The organism is Pseudarthrobacter sp. J1763 (assembly GCF_050490295.1).
In the GTDB taxonomy this organism is placed as follows: Bacteria; Actinomycetota; Actinomycetes; order Actinomycetales; family Micrococcaceae; genus JBNPEO01.
The window spans coordinates 65,933-85,905 of sequence record NZ_JBNPEN010000005.1 but is presented as its reverse complement, the minus strand read 5'-3'; the positions used below and the strand labels follow the sequence as shown (position 1 = coordinate 85,905).

Genomic DNA, 19,973 nt, shown 5'->3' with positions numbered 1-19,973 from the left:
CGAAACAGGTCTTAGGCGCCGTGGTTGGCGAGGTAGTGCTCAACATCCAAGGCAGCCACACAGCCCGATCCCGCAGCCGTAATGGCTTGACGGTAGCTCGGGTCAATAACGTCGCCGGCAGCAAAAACGCCCGGCAAGCTGGTCTTGGAAGAACGTCCATCTACAGCGATGGTCCCCTGCTCGGTGAGTTCAAGTACGTCCTTGACGAGGTCTACGCGAGGATCGTTACCGATCGCCACGAACACACCAGTTACGTCCAACTGAGACTCGGTGCCATCAACAGTGCTCCGAAGTTTCAGCCCAGTAACTTTGTCCTCGCCCAAAACATCAGCAACTGCACTGTTCCACACAAACTTGATCTTTTCGTGTGCCAAAGCGCGGTCGGCCATGATCTTGGAGGCTTTGAGTTCTTCGCGGCGGTGAACCACCGTGACGGACTTTGCGAACTTTGTCAGGAACAAAGCCTCTTCCATGGCGGAGTCACCACCACCGATCACGGCGATGTCCTGGTCCTTGAAGAAGAAACCGTCACAGGTTGCGCACCAACTAACGCCGTGGCCGGAGAGACGCTTTTCGTTCTCCAAACCTAGCTCGCGGTAAGCAGAACCGGTGGACAAAATAATCGCCTTGGCGCGGTAGGTATCGCCGCTTCCGGTGGTCACCGACTTGATTTCGCCGTTGAGCTCTAGAGAAACAACGTCCTCGAACTCGATTTCGGTACCGAAGCGTGCTGCCTGCTTCTCGAAGTTCTCCATCAAGTCAGGGCCCATAACTCCTTCAGGGAAGCCAGGGTAATTCTCAACGTCGGTGGTGTTCATCAACTCACCGCCGGCTGTGACAGAACCAGCGATCAACAACGGCTTCAGGTTAGCCCGTGCGGTATAAATCGCGGCCGTGTAACCCGACGGACCCGAACCGACGATAATAACGTCGCGGACATCGGCTGTGGTGCTTGCTTCAGTGCTCACAGAACGGTGAACCTCTTCCTTTGTTGACTCGCCCGCATAAATGCGCTGGCATCATGGCACAACTATCTAGAGCGCGGGTCTATTCCACAAAGTGACGGAACACAACCTCGCCCGTATCAGCGTACCGAAAGGAACGGAACTACTGGACTTTGATTTCGGCCAAACGAAGACCATAACCAAAGCGAGTCTTCGGTGCTGCCAGCTTGGGCAATGCCGTGATGTCAACAATCACGTACTGAGCCTTAGTAGGCTGGCTCAGCGTCATGTTCAAGGACGGGCCTGTGAAGCTGTTGGTGGCTTGCTGCTTAGCCCCATCCATGGTTGGTTTGTCATTCGTGTAGATCGAAACGGCACCACCAGAGCCACCCAATTGCTCCAGGGTCACAGACTTGATGTCAGAGTTCGCTTTGAGTTTAACCACCAAGGGAACATCACTCGCGTAACCGCCCCAGGCGTCGTTGGCGAACTCCATGTCAGACCAGTAGCTGGCGGCATTTCCGTCGTACGTGGCAACCAAATCACCGTCGTAGGTGGCGGCGAACTGAAAATCGCCTTCACGGGTTACGGTTTCAATGGCCGGAGGCACAGTAGCGGGAGCTGTTGGCGTAGCGCTCTGAGTAGCCGTAGAAGGCGCAGTTGAGGTGGTCTGAGACGTGGTTGTATCCGTAGCTGAAGGCGTACCACCAAAGATGTTGCCCAAATTAGTGACAGCGAAAATCAACGCTGCAATCAATACGGCAGCCAAAACTCCGCCAACCAGCCACCGCATGGAGCGGTTCTCTTTCTCTGGCTCGTCGTCGTATTCCTCCGAGTAGTCATCCTCTGCCAAAGAGTTCTGACGGGCGGCAGCGGGGAAAAGGCCAGCAAGACGCCCAGCGGAATGTTCACGCTGAGGCTGATCTTCAGCCTCTTCCGCCTGCTCAGGCTCACCCTGCTGAAACTCCGTGTGGTGCGCCTCATTAACAAAGTCGTAGTCCTCATCTGACCACAACGAAACTTTGGGATCGCTGGCCGGCTGGGCCTGCGTTTTAGGCTGGGCGGCCGCAGCAGAAGCAGCCCCGGCAGCCGCCCTAGGCACCGCGGCGATATTCGTCGTCGCGCTTTCCGACGATGCACCCTCAGACGGTGAGGAAGCAGCGGGAAGTGTGCTCTCAGGGGCGCTCTTAGTGGCGCTCACTGTGGGGTTATCCGCTCGGGTCCCGGTGGGTGGCTGGGCAGGGGTTTCGCTGTCCTTGTGGACGGTTGGAGGCGTTGGGGGAGTTTTCGGCGCGGTGGCACCATAAGCGGCCGCGCCCGCAACGGCAGCTGCAGAACCTACGACGCCGGCACTAGAGTTCCGCGAGTTACTAGCCTGGGTGCCGCTCGGTTCAGCTGAAGGCTGTGCGGTTGCCGGTGACTGCTCCGCAGTTGAGGGTTCAGCGGCTGGCGTTTGGGGGTACTGAATGTACGCGCCCTGATCCTTCAGATCATCATATAAACCGTCATAGGTTTCCGGTTCGCTTGAACGCGGTTGGCCAAAAATTTCACTGCCCAAAGTGTCAGTAAAAAACGGCTCAACATAGGGCGGGTTGGTAGCCACCACAAGATCCAAAAGATCCGGGGCCGAACTGTGATTTGTGATCAGATACGTGGTTCCATCGCTCACACCCAGATCTAGGATCTGCATGGAGCCAGGACGCTCGCCAGTGGCAACTTCGCGCGCACTCTGGGCTACCTGATCGCCGTTACCGGGACCGGCCACAAGAATGCTGACCGGGCGGTTCAGGACCTGATCAATACCGTCCAGCACCAAGTCCTGCTCGTGTGAGACCAAGACATTGGCGGTGACTTTGTAACGTCCGCCAAGCACGGACCCAACATCGATCTGCGTGGTCACGGTTCCTCCTGGTCCACCCGATGAGCGGGGGCTTTATTGCAACTCAACCGGAAGCCCAATTGCTCCGGCGATGCAGAAATGGTCAGTACTAGCTTCTGATCCTAGCGGATTTACTATCCCAGACTGGGAAATTCACTACTTTGCGAACAGGCTTATTCTTCCCCGGAATCCTGCGGAAAATGAGGGTTACTTCCGGGCTTGCCCTGATAACCATGGCGGCCCACCCGAGGAGCAGGCTCCTGCTCTACCTGAACGGCCGGACCGGCGCGGAAGGACGAAGCATCAAACTCTCCCGAGATCCGCGGAATCAGGCCGGTTTCGTCCGAGACAGTTGCGCGTTTGACCTCAGGTGCGGATGCCGCCGAAGTGCCGGTGGAACTAGGCCCAGCAGTAACCGCTGCGCCGCGGCCAAAGCGCGAAAGTAAGGGCGCCAACAAATCGCGTAATTCGTGCACGTGCAGGGCTTTGAGCAGCAGTAGATAAACCACCAACATCACAGGCCCGACGACGACAATTGTCACGAGCGCCGCAGGCCGGGAACTCCACACAAAACCATCGGCCCGGTAGCTGCCCAAAAGCCACAAAGCCAAGCTGCCAGCAATGGCCGATCCCAGAGCCGCGTAACCCATCCGAATGTAAGAATTGGCCACCTTCGGCCCATCTAAGTGACCCAAAAGCCGGCGCAAGAAGTAGGCGCTAATAATCACGCTCAGAATGTTGCCCACCGCGTACAGCACGGCAATGGCAAAAATGATGCGCTCCGCGGGCAAGAACTGAATAATCGCTGCCCCCACCACGTTCAGAACACCCAAAGCCAATTGAATGAAGAACGGAGTTTTGGCGTCCTCATTGGCGTAAAAAACCCGGGCCATCATAAAGTTGGCGCTCATAAACGGCGTGCTCAGAGCCAAGATGGAGAGCGTCTGAGCCAGCATGGCACCATCCGGGCCCACCCCGCCGGAAAAGAACATCCCCAAAGGGCCAGCCAAAGCGAAGAGGGCCAAAGCGCTGAAAACTGTGGCCACGGCCATGGTTCGCAATCCATGCGAAAGCGCATTGCGAAGGCCAGGCTTGTCACCGTCAAGTGATGCACGAGTCATCCGGTTGAACAAGACTGTGGCCAGTGAGAGCGCAATGATTGAATGCGGCAACAAGTACAGCTGACTTGCGATCTCCAGTACCGCGTTGCCCGGAATATTCTTGTACCCCGGGTCCCCGGCCTCCATCAATTGCTGCCGCGCACCACCGGGGATCGAGGCAATTTTCATGATGTACAAAAAGGTCAGTTGGCCCACGGCCGCGGTCAGCAAGGTCCATAAACCAAGCTTTGCTGCCTGACCAAGACCCACACCGCGCCAGCCGAACTTAGGCCGAAGGCCTAGCTTGAGCCGTGCTACGGGGATCATCAAAACAGCCGTCTGGATGATCACACCCAGGGTGCTCATCCCCGCCACGAGCAAAGTCTCCGTGGTGCCCCAATTGCCAACTGTGTGAGGGTTGCTGGCGTTGTCCCCCATCAGCCAAATAAACATTCCTAAGCCAGCAATGGCCACGATGTTGTTAACAATCGGCGCCCACATTGCAGGGCCAAAAGCGCCGTGAGCGTTGAGGACTTGAGTCAACATGGCGTACAAGCCGTAAAAGAAGATCTGCGGCAAACAGAAATACGCGAAGGTTACGGCCAACGTCATCTGTGGACCGGTGTAATTCTCTGTGGTGAGTTGCATCAACAACGGCGCCGCAACTGTCAACAAAACGGTGAGCCCAAGAACCACAATCACAGCGAGAGTCAACAGTCGGCTGATGTAGTCAGCACCGCCGTCGGACGCTTTGCTCGCCTTAATGATTTGCGGGACCAAAACCGCGTTGAAAACCCCGCCAGCGACCAACAAGAAGATCAGGTTAGGCAGGTTATTAGCGTTGACGAAGGTATCCGTCACGGTGGAGCCCAAGCCCAGGGCGGCGATCAACATCCATGACTTCACAAAGCCTAGAACACGCGAAATGAGCGTCCCTGCTGCCATGATGGCGCTGGAACGACTCTCGCCGGCAACTACGGCCGGTTTGGATATGGCGGGGCTGGGTTTAGAAGCTGACATCAGTCCTATGCTCTCACTGCCGACTGGCAGGAGCGTTAAGGCGCCTGCTCAGTTCTTAAGATGCTCCGGAAGAACCTCACGGGCAAGGTCTGCGATTCGGCGCTCGTTGGGAAAGGATAACTTCTTGGCAAGATCGGCTAAGGGAACCCACGCCACATCAACGGCTTCGTGATCAGGATCATTTTCAATGGTCAATTCGCCGCCCGTGGCCCGCAACAAATAATGGTGCACGGTCTTGTGCACACGATGGCCACTGACCGTAAACCAATAATCGATGCTTCCCAAGGGCGCCAAAATTTTGCCCTCAATACCGGTTTCCTCGGCGATTTCCCTGACCGCGGCTTCCTCGTTGGATTCCACACCCTCCGGGTGGCCTTTAGGCAAACACCACTCAAGTCTGCCGCCACGATTGTGCCGAGCAATGATCGCAACCTCGAGGGCCGGAGAAGCGATATTGATCACCACGCCACCAGCGGAAACCTCTTCAACAGTAGGCAATTGATGGGCCAAAGAATGTCCAGCGGGCGCCACATGGGCACCGATTGCCGAAGGCAACGGTGCGCCACTCCCCCTATTGGGAGCGCTCGGAACTGGATGGGCCATGATGAACACTCTAACGACCTTTGGCCGATGATGATGACCGGAACATGACCTCAGGGTGGACAGGAGGGGTGCCTGTGGCGCATTGGTGCGGGAAATCTGACAAGCTTAAGAAACTATGGCGCACGAAGAGAACACGATTGACTCCCAGACGGTATCCGATGCCGCCTCCCACACTGTCGATTTCACCCTCGACCCGGTGGTTTTGGAGTTGGGCAAACGATTCGTTGCCGCCGGCTTCGAGCTATCTCTAGTTGGTGGACCGGTCCGCGATCTGTTTATGGGCCGTAGCTCCTTGGACATGGACTTCACCACAAATGCCACGCCCGAACAGATCTTGCCACTGATCAAAACTTGGGCTGATACCTACTGGGAAATTGGCCGCGAATTCGGCACCATCGGCATGCGCAAATCTGGTCTCCAGATTGAAATCACCACCTACCGCGCCGAAGCGTACGATCCCGAATCACGCAAACCCATGGTGGCCTTTGGCGATTCGTTGATCGAAGACCTCCAACGCCGCGACTTCACCATCAACTCAATGGCCCTGCGCCTGCCCTCGTTAGAACTGGTTGACCCCTTTGGTGGTGTGCGGGACCTCGCCGCCGCCCAACTGGCCACCCCGGCCTCACCAGAAGCGTCCTTCTCAGATGACCCGCTACGAATGATGCGCGCCGCACGCTTTGCCTCACAACTAGGTGTGGACGTTCACCTGAACGTCAAAAAAGCCATGACAGATATGGCGCAACGGATCCAAATCATCTCCGCTGAACGCGTCCGCGACGAACTCGTCAAACTCATCAACGGCAAACGTCCCCGAGTGGGGATTGACCTCCTGGTGGACACTGGCCTGGCCGAGTACGTGCTTCCCGAAGTGGCTGCGCTGCGGTTGGAACTCGATGAACACCACCGCCACAAGGACGTCTACCAACATTCGCTGCAGGTTCTGGAGCAGGCTGCCGACTTAGAAACCGGCGCCGATGGCGCAGTGCCGGGGCCGGACTTTATTTTGCGCTTCGCCGCTCTAATGCACGACGTCGGCAAGCCAACCACGCGCCGATTCGAGGCCGGCGGGGCGGTCAGCTTCCGCCACCACGACATGGTGGGGGCCAAACTCACTGCCAAGCGGATGAAAGCCCTACGCTTCGATAACGAGACCACCAAAGCCGTGGCCCGCCTGGTTGAACTGCACATGCGCTTCTACGGCTACGGAGAGGCAGGCTGGACCGATTCTGCAGTACGCCGCTACATCACTGATGCGGGCCCTCTCCTAGAGCGTCTGCACCGACTCACCCGCTCAGACGTCACAACCCGTAACCAGCGCAAAGCCGAGCGTCTCGCCTTCGCCTACGATGACCTAGAAGCACGGATTGTCTCGCTCAAGGAACGTGAATCCCTCGAAGCCGTCCGGCCGGATCTAGACGGCGCAAAAATCATGGAGCTCTTGGGACTCGCCCCCGGCCCCATCGTGGGACGGGCCTACAAATTTCTACTCGATCAACGTATGGAACATGGTCCACTTGAGCCCGCCATTGCCGAAGCCAAGCTGCACGAATGGTGGGCCCAACAGCCCGAGGCAAGTGCCGGCGTCGACCCTGTTTCTCCAACCAACCCAACCACTCAGGAGTACTAAGTGAACGCCCCCGCCAACACGGCACGCCCCCAGCTCTGGATCCTTCGCCATGGCGAGACCGAATGGTCCAAAAGTGGCCAGTACACCGGCCTCACGGACCTTCCGCTCACCGCCGAGGGCGAGCGACAGGCCGTAAGCGCACGCAAGGTCTTGGATGAAGTGGACTTTGACCTAGTCCTGACCTCTCCGCTGCGCCGCGCACGCCGCACCGCTGAGTTGGCAGGCTTCCCTGACGCCGAGGTGGAACCACTCGCCGTCGAATGGAACTACGGCGACTATGAAGGCGTAAGTTCTGATCTGATCCGTAAGGACAATGCGGACTACTTGATCTGGACCAGCGGTGTTCCCAACGGCGAAACGCTTGAAGAAGTTGCAGCTCGTGCGGACGCAATTGTGCAGCGAGTTCTCAATTCAGGCCTGGAAAATGTCCTGGTCGTGGCACACGGACACTTATCCCGAATTCTTACGGCCCGCTGGTTGCAACTGGCCCCGGTAGAAGGACGGCACTTTGTCCTGGGCACCGCCAAAGTCTGCACCCTTGGTTGGGACAAAAAGACTCCGGCAGTTGTTCGTTGGGGACTGTAGAAAGTCGCTCTCGAAAATATTTTTAAGAAAGTTTGGCTAATTAGTAGTCAACAACCTTATTTATGAGGTAATTTATTTATGAGCCCCAGAGCGATTCGCCGGGGCCGAGGCGTTCGTACAGTCGACTAATCACCGATTGGCGGCAGAATAGAAAAGGAGGTTGGGAAAATGATTACTTTGACTAGCGGATGGAAGTTTGACTCCACGCGAAACCCGGCCTTCTTTGCTGCCCAGCGCCCGAATCACACAATTCTCGGCGTTCGATAGTAGAAGGCCGGGCCAGCGCCCGGATTCTCGCCATTCTTGTGAACTAGCCTCCACCGGACATCCCTCTTTGCTGCCAACCTAGTGGCGCTTCTCTTGGCGTTCCTGCGTCCTGTATAGCCGCAGCTGCTCTTGGAGGACTTCGAGGGCTGACAGTTGCCTCAATGTCGCCAGCAGAGTCACATCACAAGTCTCCGCAATTCTCTACCCGCTATTTACCTGACTAAATTGCCCTGCATTTGCATATCCGAATGGGGCTCTATTTGTTGCGCCTAAATTCAATTAGAGAATGCGCTAACTGCGCCAAAAACAAATCAAAAGGAGGTGAAAGCCTTGGAAAAGAAACTCCGCAACTCGCTCGTGTACTTAAAGCGTTCCATGCCCCGTGAAAGCACCAAGTACGGCACGGTCAGCATCGAACAACAGCGTGAAGACGTCTTCGTCGCCATGTACAAGCTCAACGTCCTCCGGTGATTAACCACCATTCCAACTCTTCAACCAGGGAGGTACGGATGGCTACGCATCACGCCACTGCGCCAATTGATGTCTGCGAAGCCCACGCTGCACAGCGTGGGCTTCGTCCTTTAAACGCTGGGATCTGACTTTTGAGCGCTTAGTGCCGGAGTGAGTACTTGCTACCGCTACTTTCAGTCGCTCCACAGGATCACTGCCATGGGCAGGCAGGTTCGCCGGTAAGCTCGACCTCATGCAGGAGACGCCCAATCCTCACGCCCGGCGTGCCCGGTACGATGTGCCCAGCCGAAGCGATTCGCTCATGAGCAAACTCACCGAAGTAATCGGCGGGGACCTTGGCCGCCGCACGGCGCCGGGGATCCTAGCGCCAGGGTTCTTCACACCCGAACGAGTCCTCATTCTCCTGACCGTCTTTGCCGCACTCCTGGCACTCCTAGTGAAGGGCTATTGCCGCGTCAACGGCTGGCAGACCCCCGGGCAGTTCTACGCCACGTGCTACTCCGACTTCCCAGAACTGTTCCGCAACCGCGGTATAGGTGACGGAGCGTTCCCGTTCATCACCACTGGATCCCTCTTTGAATACCCCGTGATCATGGGCCTTATTGCCGGCGCCACGGCACTAGCTATCCCCGGGAGTGGGGCAACACCTGAGCGCACACTGGCCTACTTTGACGTCAACGCAACACTCATCTTCGCCGTATGGATTGTTACCGTCCTAGCAACGGCGCGGATGGCCCGGCGTCGGCCGTGGGATGCCGCCATGGTGGCCGTAGCCCCTGGAATCATTCTGGCCGGAACCATCAACTGGGACATGTGGGCCGTTGCGCTGCTTGCCGTTGGAATGTTCTTCTTTTCACGCAACAAGCTGATCTGGGCAGGTGTTTTCTTTGGCCTAGGAGCAGCCACCAAGGTTTACCCCGTGCTTATTTTGGGTGCTGTTTTAGTCCTCGCCCTGCGAAGTGGCAGATTCAAAGCCCTCGCCATCACCTTTGCCGCAACTGCCGGAACCTGGCTACTGGTGAACATCCCCTTTGCTGTGGCGAATCCAAGCGGGTGGCGGTACTTCTTCGAGTTCACCCAAGAGCGTCCCGCCGGGTACTCCTCCCCATGGTTTGCCTACAACCTTGTTGCAGAGCGGCTGCAATGGACTCAGATTCAGGCAACGGCGATCAACAACGGCGCCACCATATTGTTCGTGGCAGCGTGTGCCCTCGTGGCCTTTATAGCGCTCACCGCGCCGCGCAGGCCACGAATGGCTCAGCTCGCATTCCTGATTGTGGCCGCCTTTATCCTGACCAACAAGGTCTACTCCCCTCAGTTTGTCGTCTGGCTGATCCCGCTCCTGGCGCTCGCGCGGCCAAGATGGCGCTCCTTTTTAGTCTGGCAAGGAATTGAAGGCCTGCACTGGGCTGCAGTGTGGTTGTACCTAGGGCAGGCAACTAGCAGCGGGGCCACCCAGCACAACATCGACATGCCGTACTACGTGGTGGCTGTACTGCTACATATGGCCGCAACGGCATATTTGATGGTGCGAGTGGTTTGGGAAATTTACTTCCCGGAATATGACGTTGTCCGGCGTCATAACGTGGATGATCCACAAGGCGGTCCGTTTAGCGGCACGAACGACTGGCTGGCGATTAACCTTGCCCAGCTCAAAGACTCTGTTCTCCCCTGGCGGCACCCCCGGCAGGCCGATCGCGCTGCAGCAGTTCCTGGGCCCGAGGACAGCTGAGAACGCTAGGCACATGGATAGCAACATGAGGGGATGGGCGTGAAGGAAAGGTCAACCGCGGATGCCGCTGTAGTTGGATCGGGGCCTAACGGTCTAGCCGCAGCAGTGACTTTGGCTAGGGCCGGTCTGTCCGTAGAGCTATTTGAAGCCGCGGAAGAAATTGGTGGTGGCACACAAACCCGCGAAGAAATACTCCCAGGCCACTTCCACGATGTTTGTTCAGCAGTACATCCAATGGCCGTAGCATCCCCCTTCTTTCAAGCTTTTGAGCTGAGCCAGCGAGTAGATTTCTTCACTCCAGATATTTCCTTCGCTACGCCCTTGGACTCCCCAGCTGGGTCCGGGCATTCTGCTCTGGCTTATCGATCCCTGGACCGCACGGTCGCTGATTTGGGGATCGATGACGCTGCCTACGGGAAGCTGCTGCGCCCCTTAGTTGAACACCTAGATGGTCTTCTGGATCTCAGCCTCAACCAGCTGATCCGTGTGCCTAAGGACCCCAGCACCGCAGCTGCATTTGCGGCGGCAACCCTGCGGCAAGGCACAGGATTCTGGAACGTGGGTTTCCGTGAAGACTTAGCTCCGGCGTTATTAACCGGCGCCGCGGCTCACGCCAACACTCAACAACCAAGCCTTACTTCGGCCGGGGCCGGTCTGATGCTCGCCGCGCTAGGACATGCTGCAGGCTGGCCCATTCCTCAGGGCGGCTCAGCGTCTATTGCCCAAGCCATGGCCCAAGACTTTCGGGCCCACGGCGGTGTTATCCACGCTGGGCGCCGGGTGGAATCACTTTCTGAGCTGAGCCATACCCGAGCGGTGCTATTGGATGTGGCGCCGCCAGCTTTCGCGAAGATGGCGGACGGGCGCCTAGACGCAAAATATGAGCGCCAACTCGAAATATTCCGGTTCGGGAATGGAGCGTGCAAGGTCGACTTCATCCTGAATGGCCCAGTTCCATGGCAAGATTCACGCCTCGCTAACGCCGGTACCGTCCACGTGGGCGGCACTCGCGCCCAGATGGCAGCAGCCGAGAATGAGATTGCTCGCGGCAAACACCCAGCACAGCCCTACGTTCTAATCTCGCAGCCCTCGACTTTTGATTCCACCAGGGCGCCAGAAGGCTCACACGTTCTCTGGAGTTATTGCCACGTGCCAGCGGGATCAACAGTGGACATGACCGAGGTGATCACAGCGCAAATTGAACGCTTCGCGCCTGGCTTCCGCGACGTCGTCGTACATTCAAAGGTGCGGACAGCGGCAGGGCTCCAGGCCCACAATTCAAACTATGTGGGCGGCGACTTTGGTGCTGGTCTGATGGATCTGCGTGGGCTGATTCAACGCCCGGTGATCTCTTTGGTTCCGTGGCGTACGCCGTTGGCAGGCGTTTACCTTTGCTCGGCGTCAACCCCGCCCGGACCAGGCGTCACAGGCATGCCGGGATTCCACGCCGCAAAATATGCCCTCAAGGACATATTTGGGCTCGAAGTTCCCAATCTGGCTACCAATAGTGGCTCCGCACAGCCATGCGACCAACCGTAAATGCGAGTCAATCGGGCAGCAGAACGGGGCTTAGGGTAGAAACATGGAAACGGGTGGAGGTGCAGAGGGAACAGTGCAGGCAACAGGCTCGGCCGTGATCTTGCGAGTACTTCGCGTGGCTCTCCACGTAGGATTCGCCGTGCTCCTAGCCGTTGCCATGGTTCGCCAAATCCTTGGCGCCTCCGGCAGTACAGACGTTGTAGCGCTGATTCTGGCAGTGATTCTGGCCGCCGTGTACCTGACCGGAACCATCCTTGAGAAGCGATTTACAGCCGTTGAAAGCGCCTTCAATCCCCACCCCTACGCACACTGGTGGCTCACTGCAGTCTGCGGACTTTGGCTTGCCCTGATCTGGGTGAGCGCCGATTTTGTGTGGCTCGCCTTCCCAATTTTCTTCCTCCAACTTCATCTTCTGCCACGCAAATGGGCGCTGCTCGCCGTGGCCGCGAGCACCCTGCTGGCCATTGCGGCTTTGGGTAATCACAGCGGCGGATTTACCGTGCCCATGGTGCTGGGACCGGTGTTTGGTGCGGCGTTCGCAGTGGTGACCGGGCTGGCCTATCAGGCGCTCTACCTCGAGGCTGAAAACCAGCGGCTGGCCGCCGAAGAATTGCGCCGAACCCGCGCCGAGCTGGCAAGCACGCAGCACGCGGCTGGTGTCTTAGCTGAGCGTGAACGGTTAGCTCGGGAAATCCACGACACCTTGGCCCAAGGGCTGTCCAGCATCGTGTTGATGGGCCGTTCCGCCGAGAGCTCCCTAGCCGCTGGCGAGCTTGAACAAGCGCGGGCCAGGCTGCAAACAGTCCAAAGTACTGCGTCAGAGAACCTAGCCGAGGCGCGAAATTTTGTCCGCGGCCTCCAATCCCCCCAGCTTCAAGCACGCTCCCTTGTGGATAGCCTTGAACGGCTCTGCGCGCGGACTCAGCAAGAGGCCCATGCGCGCGGCAAGGACCTCGAGTGCCGATTCCGGCTTGAGGGCATCCCCATCGAGTTACCCAACCCATCCCAGACCACTTTGCTCCGGGCAGCGCAGGCCTCGCTCGCCAATGTGTGGACGCACGCTAAGGCTAGTGCCGCCGTTGTCACCTTGTCCTTTCTGGACACTGAAGTGACCTTGGACGTGTTCGACGACGGCGCTGGCTTTGATCCCTTGGCGACGGCCGCAGAGGTGGCGCGGCGAGCAGACGGCAGCGGAGTTGGGCTGGCGAGCCTGCGAGAGCGGGCCAAAGCTTTGGGCGGTACTTTGAATGTTGAATCCTCACCCGGTGAAGGCACGGTCATCGCCGTGCGGCTGCCGTTAGTGGATGGTCCGGCTGAGGAACACTGCGGCCCAGCCGCCGACGCAGAAGAAGTGAGCAGATGAACAGCATTTCCGTGATGTTGGTGGATGACCACCCCGTGGTTCGGGCAGGGCTGCGCGCCATGCTGGGCGAATTTGAGGGCGTTGAAGTGGTGGCTGAAGCAGCCGATGGTGCCGAGGCGCTGGCCACAATGCGCAAGCTGCTCACTTTGGGTGAGTCGGTGGATTTGGTGTTGATGGACCTACAAATGGGTGACGGTATGGACGGCGTCACGGCTACCCGTAAGATCCGTGCCGGTGAGGGTGGAACACCTGCTCCGCCTGTTTTGATCCTCACTACCTATGACACGGACGCTGACATTATGGCGGCCGTGGAAGCTGGCGCCAGCGGGTACATGCTCAAGGATGCCCCGCCTGAACAGATCCGGCAGGCCGTGGTGTCCGCTGCTGCCGGGCAGACGGCTTTGGCGCCTGAGGTGGCAGCCCGGCTGATGGGCAGAATCCGCAACCCGGAGCCGGCATTGAGCGCCCGTGAAGTTGAACTTCTGGAGTTGTTGGCCACAGGTCTGGCTAACCGGGCCATTGCCAAGAAGCTGTTCATTTCAGAGGCCACAGTGAAGACTCACCTAGTTCATATCTACTCGAAGCTCGGAGTGGACAACCGCACCGCGGCCATTGCGGCAGCGGTGCAACGCAGGATCATCCGCGGTAACTAGTCCCACTTTTCCTGGGGCCTGACATCGAGTTCAGGCCGTTCGATGCCGTATGCCCACAGCAGCGCTAGGCGTCGCCCACACTAGCGTTAGGAGACGTCCAACACCCTTGGGATCTGCGTCTATCCGGCGTTCTCAACGAGACCAATGAGCGGGATGTTCAACCTGTCATGAACCTATAAAAATTTGACAGACTCTTGACCACAGCCATTGCGGCTGTGACGATTGGTGAGATCAATCACATCAAAACAATCACAATCACTCACCTATCCCCGAGGTGCCCATGGATATCCGCAAGCTCGGACCGTTAGCCAGACCAGCACTCCACCCAACAGAAGGTTCCGTATCGCGGCGCCAGAAGAATCGCCGTCGTGCAGCCGCAGTCGTGGCCGGAGCGGCGCTGCTCCTGAGCGCCGTCCCCGCATTGGCGTACCCCGCCCAAGCCACGCCAGAGGGCCAGGTAGCTACGCAAACACCCACAACGGCCAGTCCCATCAAGGCCGTTACCCAGAAGTTCCCGTGGACACCACCGGGACACCACTAGGGAAGATCACAGCATTCACGCAGGACAAAAACGTTGTAAACCTGACCGGCGAGCACGGCGGAGCACGAATAACGTTCCTGGATGACAGCACTTTCCGGGTAGAAGCGGACCCCAGCGGAACCTTTACGGACCCGGCTAACACCGACGAAGGCGATCCCGCCCGCACCGCCAACATTGTGGTTGGTAAAGAGAAGTTCTCAGGCGCCACGCCCACGGTGACCGACGGCGCAACTATGGTGTTCAAAACAGCAAAAATCACGCTCGAGCTGAACAAGGCCACAGCCACTTTCCGGGCTCTGCGGGCCGATGGCTCCCTCATTTTCGCCGAGTCTTCAGCCATCACTTTCGGCAAGGACTCCACTACTGAGCACCTCCAACACCAAGACGGCGAGCAGTTCATTGGTGGCGGAATGCAGAATGGCCGTTCCGTCCACACGGGCGCCATCATCAACGTGGCACGCAATTATGACTGGGACGACGACGGCTACCCCAACGCCGTTCCCTACTACATGTCCTCGAAGGGCTACGGCGTTCTGCGGAACACCTTCGCCCCGGGTTCCTATGACTTTGGCGCAAACCCCACGGCCACTCACCGAGAAAAGCGTTTTGACGCGTACTACTTTGTGGGGGATTACAAGCAGTCGCTGAACGCGTATACCACGCTCACGGGCCGCCCGCTGATGCCACCGGTTTACGCACTGGAGTACGGCGACGCAGATTGCTACAACCGCTCAAACCCTGACTATTCCTCCTCCGGCTTCGGCGATCCGGACGGTGCCAAGCAGCGCACCCCGGATGCCATCAAAACGGCCAAGAAGTTCGTGGAAAACGACATGCCCGCAGGATGGATGCTGGTCAATGACGGCTACGGTTGCGAATACCAGCAACTGCCAGAAGCCGTCGCTGACATTAACAAGCAGACCGGCTTGCAAGTGGGCCTGTGGACGCAGCGTTCCCTGTCCAACCAGGCTTATGAGGTTGGTGAGGCAGGGGTTCGGATGCGCAAGCTGGATGTCGCGTGGGTTGGCGAGGGGTACCGTCAGGCGCTGACCGGATGCCAGTCTGCACACGACGGAATTGAACAGTATTCGGATGCTCGTGGAACGGCACTTATGGTTGAAGGCTGGGCCGGCGCCCAGCGTTGTGGCATGCAGTGGACCGGCGACCACACAGGAAACCTGGACGCCATCCGCTGGCAGGTTTCTGCTCTGACAGGTGCCGGGAACTCTGGTTCGGCGTTCACCACCGGTGACGTCGACGGGATCTTTGGTGGTTCGGCAGAGTCCTATGTGCGCGACTTGCAGTGGAAAGCCTTCGCCCCGGCACTGTATTCGATGTCTGGTTGGGCTCAGACGGACAAGCGTCCGTGGCTTTACGGCGATGAGGCCACCAAGATCAACCGGAATTATCTTCGATTGCGCCAACAGCTTATGCCGTTTATTTACACGCTTGCCCAGGAATCCTCCGCCACGGGTGTATCGATGATGCGGTCCATGCCGTTGGAATACCCGGAGCAGGAGCTCTCCTACGGTGCTGAGGCCAACAACCAATTTATGTTGGGCGATGACTTCCTGGTGGCGCCTGTGTTTACCGATTCCACGGTCCGCAACGGTATTTTCTTGCCAGCCGGTGAGCAATGGGTGGATTACTGGAGCGGCAAGGTCTATCAGGGCGGTCAGGTCCTCAATGGATACAACGCTCCGTTGGATACGCTGCCAGTGTTTGTGAAGGCTGGCGCAGTGGTTCCGCAGGGAATTGTGGCCCGCAATGCCTCACTGGTTCCGGAAAACTCTGCGATCACCCTGGACGTGTACGCCAAGGGGAACAACAGTTTCACCCTCTACGAAGACGACAAGGTCACCAGAGCCTACAAGGTCGGTAAGGCATCTCGCCAGCAGTTTGACGTTTCTGCACCCGGTGACGCTAACGGGGCAATCTCCGTGACGATCGGCCAGCGAAAAGGCGATTACGCGGGCAACTCGGCCTCCCGGCCCTACGAACTGAAAGTTCACGCCGGTCCCGCACCGAAGATGGTCAAGGTGGGCGGCACCAAGCTGAGCCAGTTCAGCAGCAAAGCAGCGTACGACGGCGCTAGCACTGGATGGTTCTTTGACCCGTCCAACGCTGGTGTCATCTACGTCAAGGCCGGCTCTGTTGCTTCCGGCACCAGCGCCACCGTTCAATTGCTTCAGGCGGGCCCGCTGGGCGGCAAGAACCAAGAAGACACTGCCGCGGAATTGCGCGTGACCACGGCAAAGCAGGTGTTCCAGAATCAGGACACCACCTTTACCGGCTCTTCCGAATCCAGAGTGTAGTCAGCGCTGCCGGGTGTGAAGTCCGGGGCGGGGAACTTGGTTCGGTGTAGGTGAGGGCCTTGGTAGAGAATCAGATTGTCTAGATCGAAATTTTCTACAGCAAGGCCCTCGTGTTCAACGCTACCTTTCAATGCCCTGACCTGACTACTTTTTGCCGTCTTGATGGCCTCGGACTCGAGGTGACCGGGCAGTATGTCCGTCCGGATCGTGCTGTTCTTGCTTGCCGTGTTCTCGCTCCTGATCAGTGGTGCCACAGGTGCGGATGCCAGGGCGTCTCCCGGGATACTGTGACGCGCGAACTGGGTCATGAACCTTTCGGTTGGCGACCCACCACGTTGCTGGTGCGTATCCGCCGTTACCAGTGCACCGGTTGTGGGCATGTGTGGCGCCAAGACACCACGAAAGCGGCCGAGCCCAGGGCTAAGCTCTCCCGTCGAGGGCTGCGTTGGGCGTTGGAAGGGATCGTGTGCCAACACCTCACCGTGGCCCGGATCGCTGAAGGCCTTGGCGTCACCTGGAACACCGCGAACAAGGCTGTTCTCGCCGAAGGAAGACGTGTGCTGATCGATGACCCACACCGCTTTGACGGGGTGAAAGTCATCGGTGTTGACGAGCATGTTTGGAGACATACTAGGCGCGGGGATAAGTACGTCACCGTCATCATTGACCTCACACCGATCAGGGACGGAACCGGTCCTTCCCGCTTGTTGGACATGGTCGAAGGACGTTCGAAACAAGTCTTCGCCACGTGGCTGCAGGGACGCCCACAGGCATGGCGAGACAGTGTTGAGGTCGTCGCCATGGATGGGTTCTCCGGCTTCAAGAGCGCCGCGGCCGACGAGCTGCCCGACGCTGTCCCGGTCATGGACCCCTTTCATGTCATACGCCTGGCAGGGGATGCGTTGGACCACTGCCGCCGACGCATCCAACAGGCAACGTGCGGGCACCGCGGACGTGCTGGCGACCCGCTCTATAAAGCACGACGCACATTGCACACCGGTGCAGATCTACTGACTGAGAAACAAAAAACACTGTGAGTCTTGCAGTGGCTGGTCTGGGACTAGCTGGCAGTGTTGATGCCGGTCGTTCTGCCTGGCGCGTGACTCGAAAAAACAATTGCCCCTTTGAGGGTGCATGTCCCCCGACTTGTCCGTACTGGGGGGAGCGGCCGGCGTTGACCTGTCCCACGTCGGTGGCTTGATTAGAAGCTTGCCCAGCCCTTTGGGGTTGTGGCTCATCACAGTATTGCCTCGACGTGACTCTTCCCCAGGTCAGTGCCGGTCGTGATGCGACCAGTCGTGCCCGTTCGAAAGGAAGGAGGGTGGCCGCGTTGACTCTCGTTGCGCAGACCCGCCCGTTCGTCATTGGCGTGGACTGCCACGCCCGCACCCACACCTACGCCATCATCGAGGCCAGCACCAAGCAGCAGGTCGCGTGCGAGCAGTTCCCGACCACCCCGGCAGGGATTTCCCGCGCACTTGCCTGGGTCGGCCGACGGACAGACGGTGATGTCGCCTGTCTATGGGCCGTTGAGGGTATCGGCTCTTATGGGGCACGTCTGGCCAGGGCGGTAACCGACGCCGGCTATGACGTCGCCGAAGCTCCACGGATGAACGCCCGAGGGCGCCGGGGCATCGGCAAGTCCGACCCGCTGGACGCGGCCGCCATCGGAACCGCAGTCCTGACCATCGAGGAGTCCCAGCTCCGTGCTCCGCGCAGGGATGAAGGAGCCCGTGCCGGGCTCAGGATCCTGAGCGCAGCCCGGGATCAGTTGACCCGGGACCGAACAATGAACGTCAATGCACTCATCGCCTTACTCCGGGCACACGATCTGGGAATTGACGCCCGTAAACCTCTGGTTCCCGCCCAGATCGTCACGATCACCAGGTGGCGGGAACGACAGGAGCAGATCGAACTGTCGATCGCGCGCGAGGAGGCAGTCCGGCTGGCGCGCCGCGTTCTCGAGGTGACCACCCAGCTGACGGCGAATCAGAAGCGTATGACAGAGCTGATCCAAGACAGCCCGGCGGCGCCGCTGTTGGAGATGGTGGGGGCTGGGGCTGTCACCGTCGCCACTGTCCTGACAGCTTGGTCGCATCCTGGAAGGGTCCGCAGTGAAGCTGCCTTCGCCTCGCTGGCAGGGGTGAATCCCTTGCCGGCCTCAAGCGGTAACACTGTCCGGCACAGGCTCAACCGGGGCGGTGACAGGCGCCTGAACAGGGCTTTGCACACCATCACCATGACCCGGATGGTCCACGACCCCGGAACACGGGACTACGTCGCCAAACGCACCCAAGAAGGACGCAGCTACCGCGAAATCCGCAGATCCCTCAAGCGCTACATTGCCCGTATCCTCTACCGCCAGCTCAACGCACTTTACGCCACCGCGGAACCGGCCCCATCCCGCGTTGCAGGGGCAGATGGTTGAGGTGGTGTCCGGTAAAGGATCCCTCGGCGTGCAAATTTCCCCTTCCTGGGACCTGCCGCTGGGCGTCGTCAGGGCATTCGATTGGTCCGAGTTAGAAGGCGCGCGACGGTGGGGTATTTGGCAGCCGTGTAGTCACTCCAGCCCGAGGCTGCGTCGGCTGCAATCTTCTTGGCCTCAAAGTATTCGGCGCGGGCCGCCGGATCTTCTCTGAGCAGATCGCGGAATGCGATGCGTGCAGACCATTCAGTGCCTTCGAATGCGACGACGTGCACCACGGATTCTCGATGGCGGCGGCTTGGCCACGCGAGCCAGCAATGGCCGGGCTTCATCCCCTCGAGGGCGAACCCCGCCATTTTCAGCGCCCGGGCTGCATTTTGAACGCTCGAAACCTTGACCCCCACGATCACGTCTATGACATCTTTCGCCGGCAGGTCGGGCACGGAAGTCGAACCAATGTGTTCGCAGTGGGCTTCGGGGAGCACTTCGAGGATCGCCGCGGCGAACCGGGCATAGTGGTCCGCCCATTCCTCGTATCTGCTCGCCACAAGTGTCACCGGCTGTTCGTCGTCCATCCGTCCGATTCTGGTCCCGATGGTGTCTGCACTCTTTGAGGCCACGCCGCTGCCGCCTTGGGTGGCGCCCGATAGGCCCTCTAAGGTGTTGCCACAGTTGGGACCCGATTGGCACTGGATCGAGGACCTGACCTCGCAAGTCACGGACAGGGCAGCACCAAAGGTCTCGCATGCCGGATCGTGTCAGCAGACTCGCCCGTAAGCCGGTCGATCACCGTGCCCAGGAAACGCGCCGCTACGTTCGTCAGTTGCAGAAGTCGTCTGCACCGTCATGCATTTTTTCAACAGTCGTTTGCACCAAAGACCGAGCTGCGGGACTGCAACTGCTTCA

At 58.8% G+C, this 19,973-nt stretch carries 15 protein-coding genes and 1 pseudogene; 11 read left to right on the top strand and 5 right to left on the bottom strand.

Annotated elements, in window-relative coordinates; genetic code table 11:
- Window positions 1-11 precede the first annotated feature (11 nt).
- The 4 genes from trxB to ACQQCD_RS06670 all read right to left on the bottom strand — a co-directional run bounded on the left by trxB (window position 12) and on the right by ACQQCD_RS06670 (window position 5,546).
- On the bottom strand, window positions 12-968 hold the full coding sequence (trxB, locus tag ACQQCD_RS06685) for a thioredoxin-disulfide reductase (protein WP_430267619.1): 957 nt from the start codon (window positions 966-968) through the stop codon (window positions 12-14).
- 139 nt (window positions 969-1,107) lie between these two features.
- Complete coding sequence (locus ACQQCD_RS06680) at window positions 1,108-2,844, bottom strand: ABC transporter substrate-binding protein (protein ID WP_430267618.1); 1,737 nt, start codon at window positions 2,842-2,844, stop codon at window positions 1,108-1,110.
- A 152-nt stretch (window positions 2,845-2,996) separates the two neighbouring features.
- Window positions 2,997-4,943, bottom strand: coding sequence for a murein biosynthesis integral membrane protein MurJ (gene murJ / locus ACQQCD_RS06675; protein ID WP_430267617.1), 1,947 nt, complete (start codon window positions 4,941-4,943; stop codon window positions 2,997-2,999).
- Window positions 4,944-4,991: 48 nt separating this feature from the next.
- Window positions 4,992-5,546 carry an NUDIX hydrolase gene (locus ACQQCD_RS06670; RefSeq protein WP_430267616.1) on the bottom strand — a complete coding sequence of 185 codons (555 nt, stop codon included), beginning with the start codon at window positions 5,544-5,546 and terminating at the stop codon, window positions 4,992-4,994.
- Window positions 5,547-5,661: 115 nt separating this feature from the next.
- Here ACQQCD_RS06670 and ACQQCD_RS06665 point away from each other — a divergent pair, with 115 nt between their 5' ends.
- From ACQQCD_RS06665 to ACQQCD_RS06615, 11 genes and pseudogenes are all read left to right on the top strand, one after another.
- Window positions 5,662-7,176 (top strand): CCA tRNA nucleotidyltransferase, encoded by a 1,515-nt coding sequence (locus tag ACQQCD_RS06665; RefSeq protein ID WP_430267615.1) that lies wholly within the window; start codon window positions 5,662-5,664, stop codon window positions 7,174-7,176.
- Window positions 7,177-7,761, top strand: coding sequence for a histidine phosphatase family protein (locus ACQQCD_RS06660; RefSeq protein ID WP_430267614.1), 585 nt, complete (start codon window positions 7,177-7,179; stop codon window positions 7,759-7,761).
- A gap of 597 nt (window positions 7,762-8,358) precedes the next feature.
- Window positions 8,359-8,499 (top strand): hypothetical protein, encoded by a 141-nt coding sequence (locus tag ACQQCD_RS06655; RefSeq protein ID WP_430267613.1) that lies wholly within the window; start codon window positions 8,359-8,361, stop codon window positions 8,497-8,499.
- Between the two features lie 232 nt (window positions 8,500-8,731).
- Window positions 8,732-10,231, top strand: coding sequence for a glycosyltransferase family 87 protein (locus ACQQCD_RS06650; protein WP_430267612.1), 1,500 nt, complete (start codon window positions 8,732-8,734; stop codon window positions 10,229-10,231).
- 33 nt (window positions 10,232-10,264) lie between these two features.
- Entirely contained in the window at window positions 10,265-11,770 is a 1,506-nt protein-coding gene (locus ACQQCD_RS06645) for a phytoene desaturase family protein (protein ID WP_430267611.1), read from the top strand.
- 43 nt (window positions 11,771-11,813) lie between these two features.
- The gene (locus ACQQCD_RS06640; protein ID WP_430267610.1) at window positions 11,814-13,133 is read left to right on the top strand and encodes a sensor histidine kinase; all 1,320 of its coding nucleotides are present in this window, start codon (window positions 11,814-11,816) and stop codon (window positions 13,131-13,133) included.
- Complete coding sequence (locus ACQQCD_RS06635; protein ID WP_430267609.1) at window positions 13,130-13,786, top strand: response regulator; 657 nt, start codon at window positions 13,130-13,132, stop codon at window positions 13,784-13,786. The genes ACQQCD_RS06640 and ACQQCD_RS06635 overlap by 4 nt, the downstream gene beginning before the upstream one ends.
- A 280-nt stretch (window positions 13,787-14,066) precedes the next feature.
- Window positions 14,067-14,327 carry a hypothetical protein gene (locus ACQQCD_RS06630; protein WP_430267608.1) on the top strand — a complete coding sequence of 87 codons (261 nt, stop codon included), beginning with the start codon at window positions 14,067-14,069 and terminating at the stop codon, window positions 14,325-14,327.
- On the top strand, window positions 14,303-16,642 hold the full coding sequence (locus tag ACQQCD_RS06625) for a TIM-barrel domain-containing protein (RefSeq protein ID WP_430267607.1): 2,340 nt from the start codon (window positions 14,303-14,305) through the stop codon (window positions 16,640-16,642). The genes ACQQCD_RS06630 and ACQQCD_RS06625 overlap by 25 nt, the downstream gene beginning before the upstream one ends.
- Window positions 16,643-16,752: 110 nt before the next feature.
- Window positions 16,753-17,670, top strand: a pseudogene (locus ACQQCD_RS06620) (ISL3 family transposase); the annotation flags it as partial.
- A 302-nt stretch (window positions 17,671-17,972) separates the two neighbouring features.
- Window positions 17,973-19,070, top strand: a complete 1,098-nt coding sequence (locus ACQQCD_RS06615) for an IS110 family transposase (protein WP_412884955.1) — start codon at window positions 17,973-17,975, stop codon at window positions 19,068-19,070.
- Between the two features lie 68 nt (window positions 19,071-19,138).
- Here the strand turns inward: ACQQCD_RS06615 and ACQQCD_RS06610 are convergent, their stop codons facing one another.
- Complete coding sequence (locus ACQQCD_RS06610) at window positions 19,139-19,687, bottom strand: GrpB family protein (protein WP_430267606.1); 549 nt, start codon at window positions 19,685-19,687, stop codon at window positions 19,139-19,141.
- Window positions 19,688-19,973: the final 286 nt, after the last annotated feature.

Coding starts and splice junctions, on each gene's coding strand:
- ACQQCD_RS06630 (WP_430267608.1), top strand. CDS start 14,067: ATGGATATCCGCAAGCTCGGACCGTTAGCCAGACCAGCACTCCACCCA.
- murJ (WP_430267617.1), bottom strand. CDS start 4,943: ATGTCAGCTTCTAAACCCAGCCCCGCCATATCCAAACCGGCCGTAGTT.
- ACQQCD_RS06635 (WP_430267609.1), top strand. CDS start 13,130: ATGAACAGCATTTCCGTGATGTTGGTGGATGACCACCCCGTGGTTCGG.
- ACQQCD_RS06650 (WP_430267612.1), top strand. CDS start 8,732: ATGCAGGAGACGCCCAATCCTCACGCCCGGCGTGCCCGGTACGATGTG.
- ACQQCD_RS06670 (WP_430267616.1), bottom strand. CDS start 5,546: ATGGCCCATCCAGTTCCGAGCGCTCCCAATAGGGGGAGTGGCGCACCG.
- ACQQCD_RS06665 (WP_430267615.1), top strand. CDS start 5,662: ATGGCGCACGAAGAGAACACGATTGACTCCCAGACGGTATCCGATGCC.
- ACQQCD_RS06640 (WP_430267610.1), top strand. CDS start 11,814: ATGGAAACGGGTGGAGGTGCAGAGGGAACAGTGCAGGCAACAGGCTCG.
- ACQQCD_RS06645 (WP_430267611.1), top strand. CDS start 10,265: ATGGGCGTGAAGGAAAGGTCAACCGCGGATGCCGCTGTAGTTGGATCG.